Raw genomic sequence first — 18,600 nt, forward strand, 5'->3', positions numbered from 1 at the left:
CCGCTCAGCGCGGCCGGGGCATGCGGAAGCGCTGGGTCTCGGTGATGACGAAGTAATCGGCCGGACCGCCGCCGCGGGTGATGGGTTCGGCCGCGGCCGTGTCGTAGACGCCGTCCCGGATCAGGTGGTGGGCGATGTGCACGGCCACCACCTCACCCATCACCAGCCACGTCGGGATGGGTGCGCCGTCGGCCGTCTGCAATGGCACGATCTGGCTGACGCGGCACTCGAAGGACACGGGGCTTTCGGCCACGCGCGGGGCGCTCACCCGTCGGCCGGGCAGCGCCGTCAGGCCGGCCAGCGCGAACTCGTCGACCTCGGGCGGCACGGCTGCGCAACTCGCGTTCATGGCCTCCGCCAGCGGCCGGGTGGCCAGGTTCCAGGTGAACACGCCGGTCTCGCGTGCGTTGCGCAGGGTGTCCTTCTCGCCCAGGCTGGCAAAGCCGACGATGGGCGGCACGTAGTTGAACGCGTTGAAGAAGCTGTAGGGCGCGAGGTTGGCCACGCCCTCGGCGCTGAGCGTGCCGATCCAGCCGATCGGGCGCGGGGCGACGATGGCGTTGAACGGGTCGTGCGCCAGGCCGTGGCCTTGGGCGGGTTCGTAGTAATGGCGATCGATGTCGTTCATGCCGTCATCGTAGGCCGATCAGAATGACATCGCCACCGTGAGGCGGAAGCTGCGCGGCTCGGCCGGGTGGCTGTGGCGGTCGGCGACGCCCTCGGCCGGCTCGCCGGGCAGGCGCGAGGTGTAGAAGTAATCGATGTCGCTGGCGCGGCGGTTGAACAGGTTGAACACGTCGAGCGCGAGCTTGACGTCGCGCGTGAGCTGGTGGCCCACGCGCAGGTAGGCGAGAGTGGTGCCTTTCGAGCGCACGCTGTTGTCTTCGATCAGCGGTCGCGGCCCGAAGTAGCGCAGCTGGAACTGGGCCGACCACGGGCCGAGGTCGGTCAGCGTCATGCCCAGCGCGGCCACGGTGCGCACGGCGCCCGGCACGTGGCGGCCGGCATGGGGAGGCTCGCCTTGCTCGGTGCGGAAGCGCGCCTGCGAGAACGCAAGGTCCGCATCGAGCAGCAGCCACGGACGGGCCTGCCAGTGGTTGTTGAACTCGATGCCATGCCGGCGGCTGGCGCCACTGGCCTCGGTTTCGCCGACGTCGCCCACGAAGACCAGCTCCGAGGCGAGGTCCAGGCGCCACACCGACAGCGACGTCTGCAGGCCGGGCAGCCATTCGCCACGCACACCCAGCTCGGTGCCGCGCGTGCGCGCCAGCGGCACCGCGGCGTCCACCGCCTCGCCGCCACGGGCTGCCACGCGGGCGGTCATGCCGCGCGCATCGTTGCGGTGGTAGCCCTGGCCGGCATGGGCGAAAAACTCCGTCTGGGCCCAGGGGCCGAAGATCAACGACAGCTTGGGGCTCACCAGATGAGCCTGCCGGCTGCCGCTGTTGTCGGAGATGGAGCTGTGCACGCGGGCAGCCACGGTGTCATGGCGGACGCCGGCCACGCTGCGCAGCCACGGCGTCCAACGGGTGCTGTTCTGCGCGTACAGGCCGACCAGCGTGTCGTTCACCCGGCTTTCCTGGGTCACGTCGACGCGCCGGCCGCCCGCGGCGGTGTACAGGCCCACCGGCGCAAGGTGGTCGTGGCGCAGCTGCAGTCCCAGCGTGTGCTCGCTTTCGCGGCCGGCCAGCGTGGTGCGCCACAGGCGACTGGCCTGCAGGCCGAGGGCGCGCCGTGTTTCAGCCTGCTGGAATTGATCGCCCGCATCGGGGTTGTCCAGCGCGTAGGTGAAGTTCGAGTACAGGCTCAGGCTGGAGGCCAGTGCCCAGGCGTTGACCTGCCACTCGCCATCGCTGACCACCGTCAGGCGTTGCCATGACAGGCTGTAGCGGTCGGTCGTGCCCTTGTCCGTCGGATCGATGGCCCCGAACCGGCCGATCAGGCCATTCGCCACCGCACGCTGCGGAATCTGGTCGGTGGCCCGCCAGCGTGCCCGGTAGGCCATGGCCGTCCACGATTGCCGTGTGTCGCCCTCGGCCTGCGTGTAGCGCAGCACGCCGTTGAGGCGCTTGAGGCCCTCGCCCTGGTCCCAGGGGCCGTGGTGGTGGCTGGCCTCCAGCGCATACAGCCAGGTGCCGCCTTGTGGCCGGTCGACGGAGTCGGCCAGCAGCACGCGCGCGTGGTCGTAGCTGCCCAGGGTGAGGCTGGCGAGCCCGCGCGGCAGCCGGTCCACCAGCTTCAGGCGGGCCGAGCCGGCCGAGGCAAAGTCGCCGTCTTCGGCCGCATACGGGCCCTTGCGGTAGTGGATGCGGTCGATCAGTTCGGGGATGAGCCAGTTCAGGTCGGTGTAGCCCTGGCCGTGCGCGTGGCTAGGCATGTTGGCCGGCATGCCGTCGACCCAGGTGGCGAAGTCGGTGCCGTGGTCCAGGTTGAAGCCGCGCAGGTAGTACTGGTTGGCCTTGCCGCCGCCGCTGTGCTGCGACACGATCACACCGGGCACGAACTCCAGCACCTCGGCGGGCCGCAGCGTGGGCCGGCGTTGCAGCAGCGCACGGGTGACGGTGCCTTCGCTGGCGGCATCGGTGCTGCCCACGGCATTGAGGTAGTGGGCCTTGACGGACACGTCCGGTGCCTCGCCCGGCACGGGGGGCTCGCCGGCTGCCGCGGCGTGGGCGCCCAGGCAGGGCCAGCCGAGCAACGCGGGCAGCAGCATCTGCCGGCATGTGCGGGCAATCAACAGAAAGGGCGACGGGGCAGGCAGAGGCATGGCAAGGGTGGGACGTCCGGCATGGCGGCCTGTACGCGCGCCGGACACAACCGGATGCGAGCAAGGCAGAAACAGAGTCCGCAGTGTGCCAGCGAGTTCGTGCCTGACGCGAGGTCAGCGCACCACGCGCAACAGGCGGCCCTCGTCGCTGTCGGTCAGCAGATAGAGCCAGCCATCGGGCCCCTGGCGCACATCCCGGATGCGTTCCCCCAGGTCCTGCAACAGCGGCTCGCGCGACACCACCTGGCCGTCGCGCAGGACCAGCCGCCACAGGGCGCGGCCGCTCAGGGCCCCGGTGAACAGGCTGCCTTTCCAGCCGGGGTAGCGGTCGCCGGTGTAGAACGCCAGGCCACTGGGTGAGACCGAGGGCACCCACGTGCTGACAGGCTCGGTGAAGGCAGGCGCATGGGTGCCGCCGCGAACGCGGCAGCCTTCGTTGCCCCCGACGCTGCCATACGGGCAACCGTAGCTGCGCAGGGGCCAGCCGAAGTTGCGTCCGGCCAGCGCGCGGTTGAGTTCGTCGCCGCCCTGTGGACCGTGTTCGACCACCCACAGCTCGCCTGTGTCAGGGTGCAGCGCGGCTCCCTGCGGATTGCGGTGGCCGGTACTCCAGATGGCGGGCAGGGCCGGCGTGGACCAGGTCGGGTTGTCCGAGGGGATGCGGCCGTCCCGGTGGAGGCGCACCACCTTGCCGAGCGTGGTCTGCAGGTTCTGCGCGAAATCTGTCCCGGGCGAACTCGGCGAGTCCTGCATGCGCTCACCCAGCGTGACGAAGAGCGTGCCATCCCGGGCGAACACCAGGCGCGAGCCGAAGTGCCCAGCGCCGCGCACCTTGGGCGTCTGGCGGAAGATGACCTGCATGTCCACCAGCTGCTGGCCCTGCAAACGAGCCCGCGCCACCGCGGTGCCGGCCAGGCCGCTTTCCGCGCCGCTGCCCGGTTCGCTGTAGCTCAGGTACACCCAGGGCGTCTTGCCGAACTCCGGATCGACGGCGACGTCCAGCAGGCCTCCCTGGCTGCGCGCCTGCACGGCGGGCACCCCGCTGATGGGCGACACCTTTCCCTCGGCGGTCACGCGTTTCAGGGTCCCCCCGCGTTCGGTCACGAGCATCGTGCCATCAGGCAGAAAGGCCAGGCCCCACGGGTGGCTCAGGCCTTGGGCCACCGTTCGGGTCTGCACGGCCAGCTTGGCGCCGCTGGGCCCTGCCGCGCCGGGCAGGGCCGCCTGGGCTTCGGGGCTCAGGCTGGGTGCGCACGCCACGAGCGCCAGGCTCAGCAGCAAGGCACCGGCCCGTGTGGGCCGGCTCGGGCATGGCAGAGGAGAACGTTGCATGAGTCCCTTCCTTCCGTCCTTCGGCACGGCGTCGTCGGCTGGCTCAGTCGGCCAGCGGGGAGCGGTCGGCCAGCAGGGTGCGGCCGTGGTGATCCAGATGGTCGCCGATCACGCTCTGGATGAAGTAATAGCCGTGGTCATAGCCCGCATGCCGACGCAGGGTCAAGGGTTGCCCCACCTGCGCGCAGGCCGCTTCCAGGGCCTCCGGGCGCAGCTGCGTCTGCAGGAACTTGTCTGCCAGGCCCTGGTCGACCAGGATGCCGAGCGGGAAGGGGGCCTGTTGCTGCTGCTTCATCAGTTCGGTGGCGTCATGGGTGCGCCAGGCCGTGCGGTCCGGGCCCAGGTAGCCCGTGAAGGCCTTTTCGCCCCAGGGGCAGTCCACCGGGTGGCAGATCGGTGCCAGCGCCGACACCGACCGGTATTGCCCCGGATGGCGCAGGGCCAGCGTCAGCGCACCGTGGCCGCCCATCGAGTGGCCGAAGATCCCGGCATGGGTCAGGTCGACGGGCAGGTGGTGACCCACCAGCTGGTGCAGTTCCTCGGTCACATAGGTTTCCATGCGCCAGTTCGTCGACCAGGGGGCCTCGGTGGCGTCGAGGTAGAAGCCTGCTGCCACGCCGAAGTCCCAGCTGTCGGCCTGACCGGGGATGTCCGTGCCGCGCGGGCTGGTGTCCGGCGTGACGAGGGCCAGACCCAGGCGGGCTGCATGCTGTTGCGCGCCGGCCTTGATGGCGAACGTCTCTTCGGTGCAGGTCAGGCCCGCGAGGTAGAACAGCACCGGCACCTTCGCGCCGGCTTCGAGCGCCTGCGGCGGCAGGAACACGCCGAACTGCATCGGCGTGCCCGTGGCCATCGAGGCGTGGCGGTAGAAGCGCTGCACGCCGCCGAAGCAGGCGTGCTCGCTGAGCAGTTCGAGCGTGCTCATGGTGGCCTTTCGTCAGTACACGACGACCGAACGGATCGACTCGCCGCGCTTCATGAGGTCGAAGCCCTCGTTGATCTGTTCGAGCTTGAGCGTGTGCGTGATCAGGTCGTCGATGTTGAGCTTGCCTTCCATGTACCAGTCGACGATCTTCGGGACGTCGGTGCGGCCGCGCGCGCCGCCGAAGGCCGAGCCCTCCCACTTGCGGCCGGTCACCAGCTGGAAGGGGCGGGTGCTGATCTCGGCACCGGCCTCGGCCACACCGATGATGATGGAGCGGCCCCAGCCCTTGTGGCAGCACTCGAGCGACTGGCGCATGGTCTTGACGTTGCCGATGCACTCGAAGCTGTAGTCGGCACCGCCGTCCGTCAGCTGCACGATGGCATCGACGATGTTGCCGCCAGCGGCTTCCACGTCCTTCGGGTTCAGGAAGTGCGTCATGCCGAACTGGCGCGCCATGGCCTCGCGTTCGGGGTTCAGGTCGATGCCGATGATCTTGTCGGCGCCCACCATCTTGGCGCCCTGGATCACGTTCAGGCCGATGCCGCCCAGGCCGAAGACGACCACGTTGGCCCCGGCCTCCACCTTGGCGGTGAACAGCACGGCACCCACGCCGGTCGTCACGCCGCAGCCGATGTAGCAGACCTTGTCGAAGGGTGCGTCAGGGCGGATCTTGGCCAGTGCAATTTCAGGCGCGACGATGTGGTTGGCGAAGGTGCTGGTGCCCATGTAGTGCAGGATGGGCTGGCCGTTGAGCGAGAAGCGCGAGGTGCCATCGGGCATCAGGCCCTTGCCCTGCGTGGCGCGGATCTTCTGGCACAGGTTGGTCTTGCGGCTCAGGCAGAACTTGCACTCGCGGCACTCGGGCGTGTAGAGCGGGATCACGTGGTCGCCGGGGCGCAGGCTCTTGACGCCCGGGCCCACGTCGACCACCACGCCGGCGCCTTCATGGCCCAGGATGGCGGGGAACAGGCCTTCCGGATCGGCGCCCGACAGGGTGTAGTAATCGGTGTGGCAGATGCCGGTGGCCTTGACCTCGACCAGCACCTCGCCCTCTCGCGGGCCCTCCAGGTCGACGGTTTCGATGGTCAGTGGGGCACCGGCTTTCCAGGCGACGGCGGCACGGGTCTTCATGGGGGACTCCTGTCTGTGTCCGAATGGGATGGGGGATGGGGGCGCCAGCGCGGGCGCAACACTGCACGATAGCGTCAAACCCATGACCCCGGAAGCCGGCGGTGCTTGCCATCGCGAAGGTGGCCGGCATGTGTCGCATGCAGTGCACCCAGGGACGCTCACCTGGCTGGTACGCGCGGGTCCGGCGCTTGCCGAGCGAGGGCGACAGGGCCTGTTGCGGCTGCTACGATCGGGCGCCCGCACGGTGCGTACGGGCTTCCGCATCCTTCTGGTGACCTGGTGAACACGCGCTTTCTTCATCCTTCCACGGTGCTGGTGTTGTCGTTCCTCGCCGTCATCACGTTGGGAACGGTGCTGCTGATGCTGCCGTTTGCGTCGGCCCAGGGCACGGCCACACCGCTGCTCACGGCCTTGTTCACCGCGACCTCGGCCGTGTGCGTGACGGGGCTGGCGGTGGTGGACACCGGCACCCACTGGAGTGGCGCCGGGCAGGTCGTCATCCTCGGGCTGTTCCAGGTGGGCGGCTTCGGCATGATGACCTCGGCCACCCTGATGGGCCTGCTGATCAACGCCCAGATGCGTCTGCGCACCCGCTTGCTGCTGCAGGCCGAGACCCATTCGCTGGCCCTGGGCGATGTGCGCAGCGTGGCGCGGCTGGTGCTGGTCGTCACGGCCGTGGTCGAGTCGGGCATGGCGGTCGCGCTGACGCTGCGCTTTGCCCTGGGCTACGACATGCCGTGGGACGAGGCAGCCTGGCAGGGGGTGTTCCACGCGGTGTCGGCCTTCAACAACGCGGGGTTCTCGACCTGGTCGGACAGCGTGATGCGCTTTGTGGGCGATGCCTGGGTGCTGACGCCCCTGATGCTGGCCATCGTCATCGGCGGGCTGGGCTTTCCGGTGCTGCACGAGCTGCTGGCCGAGCGCGGCAGCCGGCGCCCCATGTGGTCCATGCACACCACGCTGACGGTCTGGGGCTCTGCGGCGCTCATCGTGCTGGGCACGGTCCTCTTCTTCTGGGCCGAGTTCGACAACCCGGGCACGCTCGGGCCGCTGGCGCTGGCCGACAAGGCCCTGGCGGCCTTGTTCACGTCGGTGTCGGCCCGCACGGCCGGCTTCAACGCGGTCGACATCGGCGCGCTCACCACCGAATCGCTGGCGGCCCATTACGCCCTGATGTTCATCGGCGGGGGCAGCGCGGGCACGGCCGGCGGCGTCAAGGTCACGACCTTCTTCGTGCTGATGCTGGTGGTGTGGAACGAGGTGCGCGGCCACCGCGATGTCGAGTTCCGCCGGCGCCGGGTGGCCGATTCCGTCCTGCGCCAGGCGTTCACCATCATGGCGCTCAGTGCGGCCACCGTGGCGCTGGCGCTGCTGCTCATCCTGCCGCTGGCCGCCCCCCTGCCGCTCGAGAAGGTGCTGTTCGAGGTCGTGTCGGCCTTTGCCACCGTCGGCCTGTCCACGGGCATCACGGCCGAGCTCGTTCCTGGCGCCCAGTTCATCCTGATTGTGCTGATGTTCGTCGGCCGGGTGGGCGTCGTCACCCTGGCCATGGCGCTGGCCACAAACCAGCTGCGTCGCCCCTATCGTTACCCGGAGGAGAAACCCATTGTTGGATAAGCAAGCAAAGCACCGCTCAGGCAGCGTCGTGGTGATCGGGCTGGGGCGGTTCGGTGCGGGCGTGGCCCAGTCGCTCGTCACGCTGGGCCATGACGTGCTGGCGATCGAGGAGGACGCCGACACCGTGCAATCGTTGTCGAGTGTGCTGCCGCACGTGGTGCAGGCCGACTCCACCGACCTCGAAACCCTCAAGCAACTGGCGGTCGGGGATTTTTCGCACGCGGTGGTGGCCATCGGCGGCAACCTCGAAGCCAGCGTGCTCACCATCCTCAACGTCAGCCAGCTGGGGGTGAAGGACATCTGGGCCAAGGCCATCGACCCGCGGCACGGGCGCATCGCCGAGCGGGTCGGTGCCCATCACGTGGTCTATCCCGAAGCCGACATGGGCGAGCGCGTGGCCCACCTCGTCACCGGCAAGATGATCGATTTCATCGAGTTCGACGACGGCTTTGCGATTGCCAAGACCCGTTCGCCGATGGAGACGCACGGCAAGACGCTGGCGCAATCGAACGTGCGGCAACGCCATGGCGTGACCATCGTGGGCATCAAGCGGCGCCACCAGGACTTCATCTACGCCAAGGCCGAGACCGAGATCAAACCGGGCGACCACCTGATCGTGGCCGGCCCCACGCCCAAGGTCGAGCGCTTCGCGGCGCTGTACTGAGCTGTGACGCCTGGTGCGCTGCGGCCGATAATGGCAGGTTGCGGCGCATCAGGCGCCGCCCGTCCGCGTACCAGGAGCCTTCCGCATGTTTCAGCACGTCGACGCCTATCCCGGCGACCCCATCCTCACGCTCAACGAAGATTTCCAGAAGGACCCGCGCGCGGGCAAGATCAACCTGAGCATCGGCATCTACTTCGACAACGAAGGCCGCCTGCCGGTGATGAATGCCGTGCGCGAGGCCGAGTCGGCGCTGCTGTCGGCCATCGGCCCCAAGCCCTATCTGCCCATGACGGGCCACCCCGCCTACCGTGAGGCCGTGCAGCACCTGCTGTTCGGTGCCGACCATGAAGCGGTGCGCAGTGGCCGCATCGCCACCATCCAGACCCTGGGCGGCTCGGGCGGCCTGAAGGTGGGCGGGGACTTCCTCAAGCGCTACTTCCCGGATTCGCAGGTGTGGGTGAGCGACCCGACCTGGGACAACCACCGCGCGATGTTCGAAGGCGCGGGTTTCCAGGTCAACACCTACCCGTACTATGACCCGGCCACCAAGGGCCTGAAGTTCGATGCCATGCTGACGGCGATCGACGCGCTGCCGGCCAAGAGCATCGTGCTGCTGCACGCCTGCTGCCACAACCCCACCGGCGTCGACCTGAACCCGGCGCAGTGGACGCAGCTGATCGAGGTGCTCAAGCGCCGCAACCTGCTGCCCTACCTCGACATCGCCTACCAGGGCTTCGGTGACGGCATCGACGAAGACGCGTTCGCGCTGCGTGCGCTGGCGGACGCGGGCGTGAGCTTCTTCGTGGCCAACTCCTTCTCGAAGAGCTTCTCGCTGTACGGCGAGCGCGTGGGCGGCCTCAGCGTCGTCTGCCCCGACAAGGCCCAGGCGCAGCTGGTGCTGGGCCAGCTGATGTCGGCCGTGCGCCGCAACTACTCCAGCCCGCCCACGCACGGCGCGCAGATCGTGGCACGCGTGCTGCAGACGCCCGCGTTGCGCCAGCTGTGGGCCGACGAGCTGACCGCCATGCGCGAGCGCATCAAGGTCATGCGCCAGCGGCTGTATGACGGCGTGGTGGCCCAGTTGCCCGGCCGGGACGTGCGCTACTTCATCGACCAGCGCGGCATGTTCAGCTACACCGGCGTGAGCCCCGAGCAGGCCGATGCCCTGCGCACCGAGCACGGCGTGTACGTGCTGCGCTCGGGTCGCATGTGCGCTGCCGGCCTGAACGCCAACAACGTCGACCGCGTGGCCGAGGCCTTCGCCGCCGTGCTGCGCTGAACGAAAAAAAGCCGGCCACCGCACAGGCTGGCCGGCTTTCGCTGCAGATGACGGAACGCTTCAGCCAGGGCGACCACTGAGTCTGAAGCGTCCCACCACCTCGGCCAGGTGGCGGGCCTGCTCGTGCAGGCTGCCCGCCGCAGCGGCCGATTCCTCCACCAGTGCCGCGTTCTGCTGCGTCATCTGGTCCAACTCGCTCACGGCCTCGTGCACCGTGCCCACGCCCTGGCTCTGCGCCTGGGTGGCCTGCGCGATCTCCTGAATCAGCCGGTTCACCGTCGCCACGGAACCGACGATCGAGTGCATGCGCTCGCCCGCGTCGTGCACCAGCCGGGCGCCGTTCTCGACCTGCTCGGTCGAGGCCTGGATCAGGCTCTTGATTTCGCGGGCAGCCTGGGCGCTGCGCTGTGCCAGCGTGCGCACCTCACCGGCCACCACGGCGAACCCCCGACCCTGTTCGCCGGCGCGGGCGGCCTCGACGGCGGCGTTCAGGGCGAGGATGTTCGTCTGGAAGGCGATGCCGTCGATCACGCTGATGATCTCGCTGACCTTGCGGGCGCTGGTGTGGATGGCGGCCATCGTGGTCACGACCTCGGCCACGACCTCGCCGCCGCGCTCGGCCTGCTCGGTGGCCGCGGCAGCCTGATGCTGGGCCGTGCCCGATGAGCTGCTGTTGTGCTGCACCGTGCTGGTCAGGGCCTCCATCGATGCTGCCGTGTGCTGAAGGCGGGCGGCCGCCTGCTCGGTGCGCGTGCTGAGGTCCGTGTTGCCCGCGGCAATCTGGGCGCTGGCCAGCGCCACATGCTCGACCGCCTGCTGTACCTGGCTCACCGTGTGATCCAGTCCCGTGCTCATGGTCTGCATGGCCTTCAGCAGGTGGGCGATCTCGTCCTGGCCCGCGGCCAGGGGATGGGGCGCCTGCCCTTGGACGATGTCACCCTGGGCAATGGCCTCGGCGCGTGCCACGGCCTCGCGCACGCCACGGGCCAGGTCCCGGGCGGTGCGTTCCCCGAGCACGGCCAGTACGAGGGCCAGCAGGAGGACGCCTCCCAGCGTCTCGGCCATCTGCAGCCGGAAGGCCTGTTGCAGGTCGTTGATGTACAGGCCCGAGCCGACCACCCAGCCCCACGGCGCAAACCCCTGCACATAGGACACCTTGTCCACGGGGTCGACTTCGCCGGGCCGAGGCCATTGGTAGTGGACAAAGCCGCTGCCTTGCTGGCGGACCACCTGCACGAAGGCCTTGAACAGCGCCAGGCCGTTCGGGTCCTTCATGTCGCTGACATCACGCCCGTTCAGTTCGGGCTTGATCGGGTGGTGCACCACGCGCGGGTGCATGTCGTTCACCCAGAAGTATTCCGTTCCGCCGTAGCGCAGCCGGTCGAGGGCGGCGAGGGCCTGTTGCTGGGCTTCGGCGCGCGTGAGACGGCCGACGCGCTCGCCTTCATGCGCCCAGTCCAGCACGCCCCGGGCTACTTCCACGGCGTGCTGCACGGCACGCTGGCGGTCGGCGAGCTGGTGCTGGTAGGACACCCACAGCAGGGTGCAGGCCACGCCGAGCACGCTCAGCACCGAAGCCAGCACCAGGGCGCGCAGCCGATGGGCCACGCTGATCTGTCTGAACCACGAAAACATCTTGTGAACCAATCAGGGTCTGGTGAGGGGCGCCCCGGGGTTCACCGGCCCGCCTGGCGGGGAAAGCCCGAGGCGGCTGCTGCCGTCTTGAGGTGCGGCAGTGGGTCGAATGCTAGGGGGCGCTTCCCGCGGCGAATCCGCGAACAGTCGGCGTGCAAAGCGGTAATTTTTGGCATGCGGGCGCTTTGGCGACACGCGCAAAGGCGTTCCTGCGACCGAACGATCGTGCTGCGCCATAGGGACCATCCCCCGAACATGGGGGGCGCAATCTTGGCAAGAATGATCTGCCCAGACCAACGCGGGCCCGCTGAGCCCGCAGGAGACACGGAGATGGACAAGATCTGGCTCAGGCACTACCCCCCTGGCGTGCCGCACGAGGTGGACACGTCGGCCTACCGTTCGCTGGTGGCCTTGATGGACGAGGGGTTCCAGCGCCATGTGCGCCTGTCGGCGTTCGGCTTCATGGGCCAGCGATGGCAGTTCGCGGACATCGACACGGCGTCTCGGGCCATGGCGGGCTATCTGCAAAGCCTGGGCTTGCAGCCGGGCGACCGTGTGGCGGTGATGCTGCCCAACATTCCCCAGTACCCGGTGGCTGTGGCGGCCATCCTGCGCGCGGGCTATGTGGTGGTCAACGTCAACCCGCTGTACACGCCGCGCGAACTGCAGCACCAGTTGCGCGATTCGGGCAGCAAGGCCATCGTCATCCTCGAGAACTTCGCCACCACGCTGCAGCAGGTGCTCAAGGACACGCCGGTGCAGCACATCGTGCTGGCCAGCATGGGCGACATGCTGGGCTGGTTCAAGGGCGCCCTGGTGAACCACGTGGTGCGCAAGGTCAAGAAGCTGGTGCCGGCCTACAGCCTGCCTTCGGCGGTGTCGTTCAAGGCGGCCCTCAAGCGGGGGCGCAGCCTGCCCTTCCGTCAGGCCGACCCGGGCCCCGATGATGTGGCCGTGCTGCAGTACACCGGCGGGACCACGGGGGTCAGCAAGGGGGCCACCCTCCTGCACCGGAACATCATCGCCAACCTGCTGCAGTCCGAGGCGTGGAATGGCCCCATGCTCAAACAGATCCCGCCGGGCGAACAGGTGGCCACGGTGTGTGCCCTGCCGCTGTATCACATCTTCGGCTTCACGGTCTGCATGATGCTGGGCATGCGCATGGGCACGCTCAACATCCTGATCCCCAATCCGCGCGACCTGCCTGCGACGTTGAAGGAGCTGCAGAAGTGGCGCTTTCACAGCTTTCCGGCGGTCAACACGCTGTTCAACGCCTTGGCCCACCATCCCGATTTCGGCAAGGTGGACTGGAGCGGCCTGAAGCTGAGCGTGGGGGGCGGCATGGCCGTGCAGCACGCCACGGCCAAGCTCTGGAAGGACAAGACCGGCTGCCCGGTGGCCGAGGGCTACGGCCTGTCCGAGACCTCGCCGTCGGTCACGTGCAACCCGGTCCAGAGCACCGCGTTCAGCGGCACCATCGGCCTGCCCCTGCCCTCCACCGAGGTCACGATCCTGGACGACGATGGCCGCGAAATGCCGCTGGGCACCCCCGGCGAGCTGGCCGTGCGGGGTCCGCAGGTGATGGCGGGGTACTGGAACCGCCCCGAGGAGACGGCCAAGGTGATGACGGCCGACGGCTTTTTCCGCACGGGCGACATCGCCACCATGGACGAGCGCGGCTACGTCAAGATCGTCGACCGCAAGAAGGACATGATTCTGGTGTCCGGCTTCAACGTCTACCCCAACGAGGTAGAGGACGTGGTGGCTTCGCTCGAGGGCGTGCTCGAGTGCGCGGCCGTCGGCATGCCGGATGCCCAGTCGGGCGAGGCCGTGCGCCTGGTGGTGGTCAAGGCCGATCCGTCATTGACCGAGGAGCAGGTGCGTGCCCACTGCGCCCAGCACCTGACAGGCTACAAGCGGCCCAAACTCATCGAGTTCCGCGCCGAGCTGCCCAAGACCCCGGTGGGCAAGATCCTGCGTCGGGCGCTGCGCGACGACCCGCCCCGGATGGGCTGAGCTCAGTCCTGCCCCATCAGGCGCTGCGGCGTCACCTCGACAGAGGTGGTGCCGTCGCTCACCCACATCGCGCCGTCCTGCACGCTGACCTGCAGCTGCATGCTGCGCTGGGCCAGCGCGGCCAGGGCCTGGCTCTGCTCGGCGGGCAACTGCCACACCGTCAGGTTCTGGGCCCGGGTTAGCTTGCTGGCGATGCCGTCCCACCAGATCGGCGTGCTGTTCTGGAAGGCCCACACGCTCACGCGACGGGCCCGGCCGGCGGCCTTCATCAGGCGCTTGTCGTCGGGCTGGCCCACCTCGACCCAGTGCAGGATCTCGTCGGAGAAGTTCTTCTGCCACAGCGCCGGTTCGTCCGGTTCCCACATGTCCTTGGCAAGCTCGATCGTGCCTTCGGACGTGTCGGCCGGCCAGCCCAGGGCCAGGGCCAGCACGCGCACCATCATGCGTTCGTCGGTTTCGGACGGGTGGCGCGCGATCGTCACGCCGATGTCGGCGTAGACGTGGCGGTCCATGTCGGCCAGGTTGATCTGGGCTTTGTAGATGGTGGCTTTGAGCGCCATGGCGGTTCGGGCTGGGTCGCGGTGAGGAAACCCGCCATCATCCCTTAAAAACGCCGTCCAGCCAGCCGGTGACGGCGGCCAGCACCTGATCCTGCTCGCGCTCGTTGAACACCTCGTGCGACAGGCGGGGCCAGGGCACGGCCGTGACCTGCGCAGCGGGGGCCGCTGCGGCAAAGGCCGCCGAGCCTTCGGGGCGGACGCAGCGGTCCTCGCCGCCCCAGGTGATGAGCGTGGGCACGGACCACTGCGGGGCGCGGGCCAGCACGGTCTCGCCTGCGTCGAGCAGGAAGCGGGTCAGGCGACCGGTGACGCGGTCGTGCACCAGCGGGTCGGCCTGATAGGCGGCCACGGTGGCCGGGTTGTGGCAGATCCACTCGGGCTTGAGGCCGTTGCCCACGGCCACATCGGGCGTCAGCTTGCCCACGGTGGCCAGCAGCCCCTTCTGCACGGCGCTGATCGGGATTTGCAGCGCCGGGGAAGACAGCACCAGGGCCTCCACCGGACGCGCCCAGCGGGCCCCTTCGGGCGGCGAGACCTGCGCAGCCACGAAACGCGCTGCGATCGCCCCGCCCAGGCTGTGTCCGACCATCAGCAGCGGCAGCCCGGGGCAGGCCGCCCGCGCGGCGTCCACCACGGCGGCGGTGTCGTGCAGGAAGTCGTCGTCGGCCTGCAGGGCGCCACGCGGGCCGGGCGAGCGACCATGGCCGCGGTGGTCGCAGCCGAAGACATGCCAGCCCTGGGCGTTCAGGGCCGTGGCCACATGGGCGTAGCGGCCCACGTGCTCACCCAGGCCGTGCACCAGCACGGCCACACCCCGTGCAGGCTGGTCGGTGGCCAGCGGCCAGGACCTCGCTGCCAGGGACAGGCCGTCGCGGGTCGTCACGGAGTCGGGAAAGCGTGGAGAAAGGCTCATGGTGTGGTGGCGACGAGGGGCGCCCGTCGGGGCGCAGGCGCGGTGAGCCGAGCGTAACGCATGGAGCCGCGCGGGGCTTGACCGACGCCGTCAGTGTTGGCGTGGTGCGCACCCTGCAAACAGACAAGCCGACCGGCGGGGGGGCTCGGTCGGCTTGCAAGGGGGAGGGCCGGGCCGTCGTGGCCCGTGTGTTCAGAAGGTTTCCCAGTCGTCGTCTGCCGGGGGGCGGGCGGCGACGGCCACGGGCTCGGCAGCGGGCGGCGGGGCGCTGCGCTTGGGCGCGGGGGGCGTGGCAGCCGTCAGTGGGGCCGGGCTGCTGACCGGGGTGGCTGGGGTCGGCGCCGTGGCGGTCGGCTTCAGCGTCGGCTCGGTGGGAGCCGGCTTGACGGCCGCCGGTTCGCGCGCCGCAGCCTGGGCTTTGGCGATCACCGTGTGCGTCACGCTGGCGGCCGTGGTGCCCGGGGTGGCCGAGCCGAAGCCCCGTGCACCGCCGCTCAGCTTGAAGGCCGCCACCGCCTGGGCCAGTCGTCCGGCCTGGTCTCTCAGGCTTTCCGCCGCGGCCGCCGACTCTTCCACCAGCGCGGCGTTCTGCTGCGTCATCTGGTCAAGCTGCGTGACAGCCTGGTTGACCTGGCCGATGCCTTCGCTCTGCTCGCTGGATGCGGCGCTGATCTCCCCGATGATGTCCGACACGCGTTGCACGCTGGTCAGGATCTCGTTCATCGAGCTGCCGGCGTCCTTCACCAGACGGGAGCCGGACTCGACCTTTTCGCTCGAGGCGTTGATCAGTGTCTTGATTTCCTTGGCGGCCTGCGCGCTGCGCTGGGCCAGGGTGCGAACCTCGCCCGCCACCACGGCAAAGCCGCGGCCCTGTTCACCTGCACGGGCTGCCTCCACCGCGGCATTCAGCGCCAGGATGTTGGTCTGGAAGGCGATGCCGTCGATCACGGTGATGATGTCGTTGATCTTGCGGCTGGCGCCGTCGATCTCGGCCATGTTGGCCACCACCTGGGACACGATGTGCTCGCCCTGCTGCGCTGCGGTGGCAGCGCCGGATGCCAGCTGGTTGGCCTGACGGGCGGAGTCGGCGCTCTGGCGCACGGTGCCGGTCAGCTGCTCCATCGAGCTGGCGGTCTGCTGCAGGTTGGACGCCGTCTGCTCGGTGCGCATCGACAGGTCCTGGTTGCCTGTGGCGATTTCGGTCGACGCGGTGGTGATCGAGTCCGTGGCCTGGCGGATCACGCTGATGGTCTCGCGCAGCCGGTGCGTCATCGTGACGACCGAGGCGTTGAGGGAATCCTTGTCGCCCGGGGTCTGATGCAGATTCAGATCCAGGTCGCCCTCTGCAATGCGGGATACCGCGTCGCGCAGCGCGCTGGGCTCGGCGCCCAGGTCACGCCACACGGAATTGACGATGGCCGCCGACATGAAGCCCAGCACACCCAGGACGATGATGCCGGTGCCCACCGACACCCACAGTGCGGTCTTCACGCCGCTGGTGGCGCTGGCCTGGGCCACATCGATGGCGGTACGGGCTTCGGTCTTGCGGTTGTCCAGGGCCTTCTGCAGGGCCAGCAGGCTGGACTGCATCTGGCCGACCATGTCGCCCGGCGGCTGGTTGGTCAACAGGGCGCGGGTGGCCCCGATGGCGGCCGCCTGGTAGGCGTCGAAGGCGCTGCCCAGTTCCTTGGCCACCCCGGACTTGTCGGGCAGCTGTCCCATGGCGCTCAGTGCCGTGCGGGCGGATCCCACCAGGGCTTCTGCTTCCTTGAGCTTCTCGGCGTCGCCCTCTGCGGCCGCGGTCTGCAGCGTCAGGCGCAGCTGTTCGGTCGACCTGTCGACGGTGACCATGTGGTTCATGTGGGGGTTGTCCACCTGGTGAAGGTGATCCAGGACCGCCGAAGTGCGGTCACCCACCACGACGCTCACGGCGACGCCCACGAGGAACACCGCCGCGGCGCTCACCGGCAGCATCCAGATCTTGGTGCGAAAGTTCATTGTGCCTCCTGCTCGGGCGATAGCTGTCCATGAAGGCAGGCGCTTCACCCGTTCGGTCTATCGGCATGATCCAGCGCGAACTGAAACCCGAATTGAGGAAAAGTCCCCCGAACGTCGGGTAATCCGCTACGTCGGGCGGCCCGGGCGCGTCCGATCGCCCCTGTTCCTACAATCCACGCATGTCAGCCCCCTCTTCCACGCCGGCCGTGTCGGCCCCCCCGCCCGTTCACCGCCGCCTGATGTTCTGGGTGGCGCTGCTGTACTTCTCCGAAGGTCTGCCGCTCGGTGTCTTTTACGACCTGTTTCCGGTCAACATGAGGCAGGCCGGCGTGGGCCCGGCCGAGATCGGGTTGTTGAGCCTGCTCGGCCTGGCGTGGACCGTCAAATTCCTGTGGGCCCCGCTGGTGGACGCCTGGCGCGGGCACCGCGTCTGGATTGCCGGCGCCAACCTGGGGATGGCCGCGGTGCTGGGCACGCTGGCCGCGTCGCCCGACGCGCTCGGGCAGGGGGCGACCTGGCCCTGGGTGCTCCTGGCCGCCTTCACTTTTCTGTCGGCCACCAACGACATCGCCACCGACGGCTACACCATCGAGTTGCTGCGCAAGGACCAGCTCGGGGTGGCCAACGGCCTGCGCATCGGCTTCTACCGGGTCGGCATGCTGGCCGCGGGCGGTCTGCTGGTGGTGGCGGGCTGGGCCGGCACGGCGGGGCAGCCCAACTGGTCGGCGGCCTACCTGCTGGGGGCGGTGCTGATGATGGGCAACGCCGCCCTCCTCCTGATGGCGCCGCCGCAGCCACCCCGCCCACCCCGCGAGGCCGGCGCTTCGGCGCGGGAATGGGCCACGTTGCGGGAGCAACCGCTGTGGCTGGCCGCGCTGGCGCTGGTTCTCATCGGCCTGTTGTGGCCGGTGCTCGGGCCGGTGGCCAAGGCGCTGGAGTGGTCGGCCGTGCAGGCCGTCAGCGGCACCTGGTGGTTCAAGGGCGCCGTGCCGGTGGGCCTGATGTTCGCCGGGGCGGGCCTGATGGTGACGGCGGCCCGGGGTGAACGGGCCCAGGCACTGGCCGATGGCCCGGTGTTCGGCGCCTGGGTGGAATTGCTGGCGCGCCCGGGCATGCTGGCCGTGCTGCTGTTCATCCTGTTGTTCAAGCTCGGTGACGCGGCCATGGGCTTCATGGTCAAGCCCTTCTGGGTGGATGCCGGGTTCACGCCCGCACAGATCGGCCTGGTCAGCGTCAACGTGGGGCTCGGGCTGTCGATCGCCGGGGGGCTGGTGGGCGGCTGGTATGTCGACCGCGCCGGCATCTTCAAGGGGCTGTGGGTGCTGGGGCTGGCGCAGGCGCTGTCCAACCTGGGCTATGCCGCGGCCGCCTGGTTCGTGCCGCATGCCGAGCCCGGGCAGGCGATCCCGCTGGCGCACCAGGCCGCGGTGTACGGGGCCAGCGCGCTGGAGAGCTTCACCGGCGGCCTGGGCACCGGTGCCTTCATGGCCTTTCTGATGGGCATCACCAGCAAGGCCCGCGCCACGACCGAGTACGCCATCCTGTCTTCGATCTTCGCGTTCTCGCGCGCGGTGGCGGGCTGGGCGGGCGGCCTGGGTGTGGAGCAGATGGGCTATGCGGCCTTCTTCTTCCTGACGTTCTGGCTGTCCTTCCCGGCGTATGGGCTGCTGCCGGCGGTGCGGCGTATGCTGGAAAAGGCCGGCGTGCGTTAAGGTCGTGCGCGCGGTCGCACACCTGCTTGACAATACCGGACGCGCCTCCAT

At 69.2% G+C, this 18,600-nt stretch carries 14 protein-coding genes; 5 read left to right on the forward strand and 9 right to left on the reverse strand.

Annotated elements, in window-relative coordinates; translation table 11 throughout:
• Positions 1 to 4: 4 nt before the first annotated feature.
• The 5 genes from QZ709_RS20190 to QZ709_RS20210 all read right to left on the reverse strand — a co-directional run bounded on the left by QZ709_RS20190 (position 5) and on the right by QZ709_RS20210 (position 6,155).
• Positions 5 to 628 (reverse strand): flavin reductase family protein, encoded by a 624-nt coding sequence (locus QZ709_RS20190; RefSeq protein ID WP_294639334.1) that lies wholly within the window; start codon positions 626 to 628, stop codon positions 5 to 7.
• Positions 629 to 646: 18 nt separating this feature from the next.
• The gene (locus tag QZ709_RS20195; protein ID WP_294639335.1) at positions 647 to 2,767 is read right to left on the reverse strand and encodes a TonB-dependent receptor; all 2,121 of its coding nucleotides are present in this window, start codon (positions 2,765 to 2,767) and stop codon (positions 647 to 649) included.
• A gap of 114 nt (positions 2,768 to 2,881) precedes the next feature.
• Positions 2,882 to 4,099, reverse strand: a complete 1,218-nt coding sequence (locus QZ709_RS20200; RefSeq protein WP_294639336.1) for a PQQ-dependent sugar dehydrogenase — start codon at positions 4,097 to 4,099, stop codon at positions 2,882 to 2,884.
• 43 nt (positions 4,100 to 4,142) lie between these two features.
• Positions 4,143 to 5,024 carry an S-formylglutathione hydrolase gene (gene fghA / locus QZ709_RS20205; protein ID WP_294639337.1) on the reverse strand — a complete coding sequence of 294 codons (882 nt, stop codon included), beginning with the start codon at positions 5,022 to 5,024 and terminating at the stop codon, positions 4,143 to 4,145.
• 12 nt (positions 5,025 to 5,036) lie between these two features.
• Positions 5,037 to 6,155 (reverse strand): S-(hydroxymethyl)glutathione dehydrogenase/class III alcohol dehydrogenase, encoded by a 1,119-nt coding sequence (locus tag QZ709_RS20210; protein WP_294639338.1) that lies wholly within the window; start codon positions 6,153 to 6,155, stop codon positions 5,037 to 5,039.
• Between the two features lie 279 nt (positions 6,156 to 6,434).
• Between QZ709_RS20210 and QZ709_RS20215 the strand changes: the two genes are divergently transcribed.
• The 3 genes from QZ709_RS20215 (at position 6,435) to QZ709_RS20225 (ending at position 9,715) form a co-directional block, all read left to right on the forward strand.
• Entirely contained in the window at positions 6,435 to 7,772 is a 1,338-nt protein-coding gene (locus QZ709_RS20215) for a potassium transporter TrkG (RefSeq protein ID WP_294639339.1), read from the forward strand.
• A complete protein-coding gene (locus QZ709_RS20220) occupies positions 7,765 to 8,436 on the forward strand; it encodes a TrkA family potassium uptake protein (protein ID WP_294639340.1) in 672 nt (223 codons plus the stop codon). The genes QZ709_RS20215 and QZ709_RS20220 overlap by 8 nt, the downstream gene beginning before the upstream one ends.
• A gap of 85 nt (positions 8,437 to 8,521) precedes the next feature.
• Positions 8,522 to 9,715 carry an amino acid aminotransferase gene (locus QZ709_RS20225; protein WP_294639341.1) on the forward strand — a complete coding sequence of 398 codons (1,194 nt, stop codon included), beginning with the start codon at positions 8,522 to 8,524 and terminating at the stop codon, positions 9,713 to 9,715.
• 60 nt (positions 9,716 to 9,775) lie between these two features.
• Here QZ709_RS20225 and QZ709_RS20230 read toward each other — a convergent pair whose 3' ends face one another.
• The gene (locus QZ709_RS20230) at positions 9,776 to 11,350 is read right to left on the reverse strand and encodes a methyl-accepting chemotaxis protein (RefSeq protein ID WP_294639342.1); all 1,575 of its coding nucleotides are present in this window, start codon (positions 11,348 to 11,350) and stop codon (positions 9,776 to 9,778) included.
• Between the two features lie 330 nt (positions 11,351 to 11,680).
• Between QZ709_RS20230 and QZ709_RS20235 the strand changes: the two genes are divergently transcribed.
• Positions 11,681 to 13,366 (forward strand): long-chain-fatty-acid--CoA ligase, encoded by a 1,686-nt coding sequence (locus tag QZ709_RS20235; RefSeq protein ID WP_294639343.1) that lies wholly within the window; start codon positions 11,681 to 11,683, stop codon positions 13,364 to 13,366.
• A gap of 2 nt (positions 13,367 to 13,368) precedes the next feature.
• Here the strand turns inward: QZ709_RS20235 and QZ709_RS20240 are convergent, their stop codons facing one another.
• The 3 genes from QZ709_RS20240 to QZ709_RS20250 all read right to left on the reverse strand — a co-directional run bounded on the left by QZ709_RS20240 (position 13,369) and on the right by QZ709_RS20250 (position 16,837).
• Positions 13,369 to 13,926, reverse strand: a complete 558-nt coding sequence (locus QZ709_RS20240; RefSeq protein ID WP_294639344.1) for a YaeQ family protein — start codon at positions 13,924 to 13,926, stop codon at positions 13,369 to 13,371.
• 37 nt (positions 13,927 to 13,963) lie between these two features.
• On the reverse strand, positions 13,964 to 14,839 hold the full coding sequence (locus tag QZ709_RS20245) for an alpha/beta hydrolase (RefSeq protein WP_294639345.1): 876 nt from the start codon (positions 14,837 to 14,839) through the stop codon (positions 13,964 to 13,966).
• A 192-nt stretch (positions 14,840 to 15,031) separates the two neighbouring features.
• The gene (locus QZ709_RS20250) at positions 15,032 to 16,837 is read right to left on the reverse strand and encodes a methyl-accepting chemotaxis protein (protein ID WP_294639346.1); all 1,806 of its coding nucleotides are present in this window, start codon (positions 16,835 to 16,837) and stop codon (positions 15,032 to 15,034) included.
• Positions 16,838 to 17,016: 179 nt separating this feature from the next.
• On the opposite strand from QZ709_RS20250, the gene QZ709_RS20255 reads away from it, so the two are divergent.
• Positions 17,017 to 18,549: an MFS transporter gene (locus tag QZ709_RS20255; protein WP_294639347.1), complete on the forward strand. Its 1,533-nt coding sequence runs from the start codon at positions 17,017 to 17,019 to the stop codon at positions 18,547 to 18,549.
• Positions 18,550 to 18,600: the final 51 nt, after the last annotated feature.

It is taken from the genome of uncultured Aquabacterium sp. (genome assembly GCF_913773725.1).
Lineage (GTDB): Bacteria > Pseudomonadota > Gammaproteobacteria > Burkholderiales > Burkholderiaceae_C > Aquabacterium.

Excerpts from the sequence above, each read along its gene's own strand:
- QZ709_RS20250 (WP_294639346.1), bottom strand. The coding sequence starts at position 16,837 with ATGAACTTTCGCACCAAGATCTGGATGCTGCCGGTGAGCGCCGCGGCG.
- QZ709_RS20210 (WP_294639338.1), bottom strand. The coding sequence starts at position 6,155 with ATGAAGACCCGTGCCGCCGTCGCCTGGAAAGCCGGTGCCCCACTGACC.
- fghA (WP_294639337.1), bottom strand. The coding sequence starts at position 5,024 with ATGAGCACGCTCGAACTGCTCAGCGAGCACGCCTGCTTCGGCGGCGTG.
- QZ709_RS20235 (WP_294639343.1), top strand. The coding sequence starts at position 11,681 with ATGGACAAGATCTGGCTCAGGCACTACCCCCCTGGCGTGCCGCACGAG.
- QZ709_RS20195 (WP_294639335.1), bottom strand. The coding sequence starts at position 2,767 with ATGCCTCTGCCTGCCCCGTCGCCCTTTCTGTTGATTGCCCGCACATGC.
- QZ709_RS20200 (WP_294639336.1), bottom strand. The coding sequence starts at position 4,099 with ATGCAACGTTCTCCTCTGCCATGCCCGAGCCGGCCCACACGGGCCGGT.
- QZ709_RS20255 (WP_294639347.1), top strand. The coding sequence starts at position 17,017 with ATGTCAGCCCCCTCTTCCACGCCGGCCGTGTCGGCCCCCCCGCCCGTT.
- QZ709_RS20240 (WP_294639344.1), bottom strand. The coding sequence starts at position 13,926 with ATGGCGCTCAAAGCCACCATCTACAAAGCCCAGATCAACCTGGCCGAC.
- QZ709_RS20245 (WP_294639345.1), bottom strand. The coding sequence starts at position 14,839 with ATGAGCCTTTCTCCACGCTTTCCCGACTCCGTGACGACCCGCGACGGC.
- QZ709_RS20230 (WP_294639342.1), bottom strand. The coding sequence starts at position 11,350 with ATGTTTTCGTGGTTCAGACAGATCAGCGTGGCCCATCGGCTGCGCGCC.
- QZ709_RS20190 (WP_294639334.1), bottom strand. The coding sequence starts at position 628 with ATGAACGACATCGATCGCCATTACTACGAACCCGCCCAAGGCCACGGC.
- QZ709_RS20225 (WP_294639341.1), top strand. The coding sequence starts at position 8,522 with ATGTTTCAGCACGTCGACGCCTATCCCGGCGACCCCATCCTCACGCTC.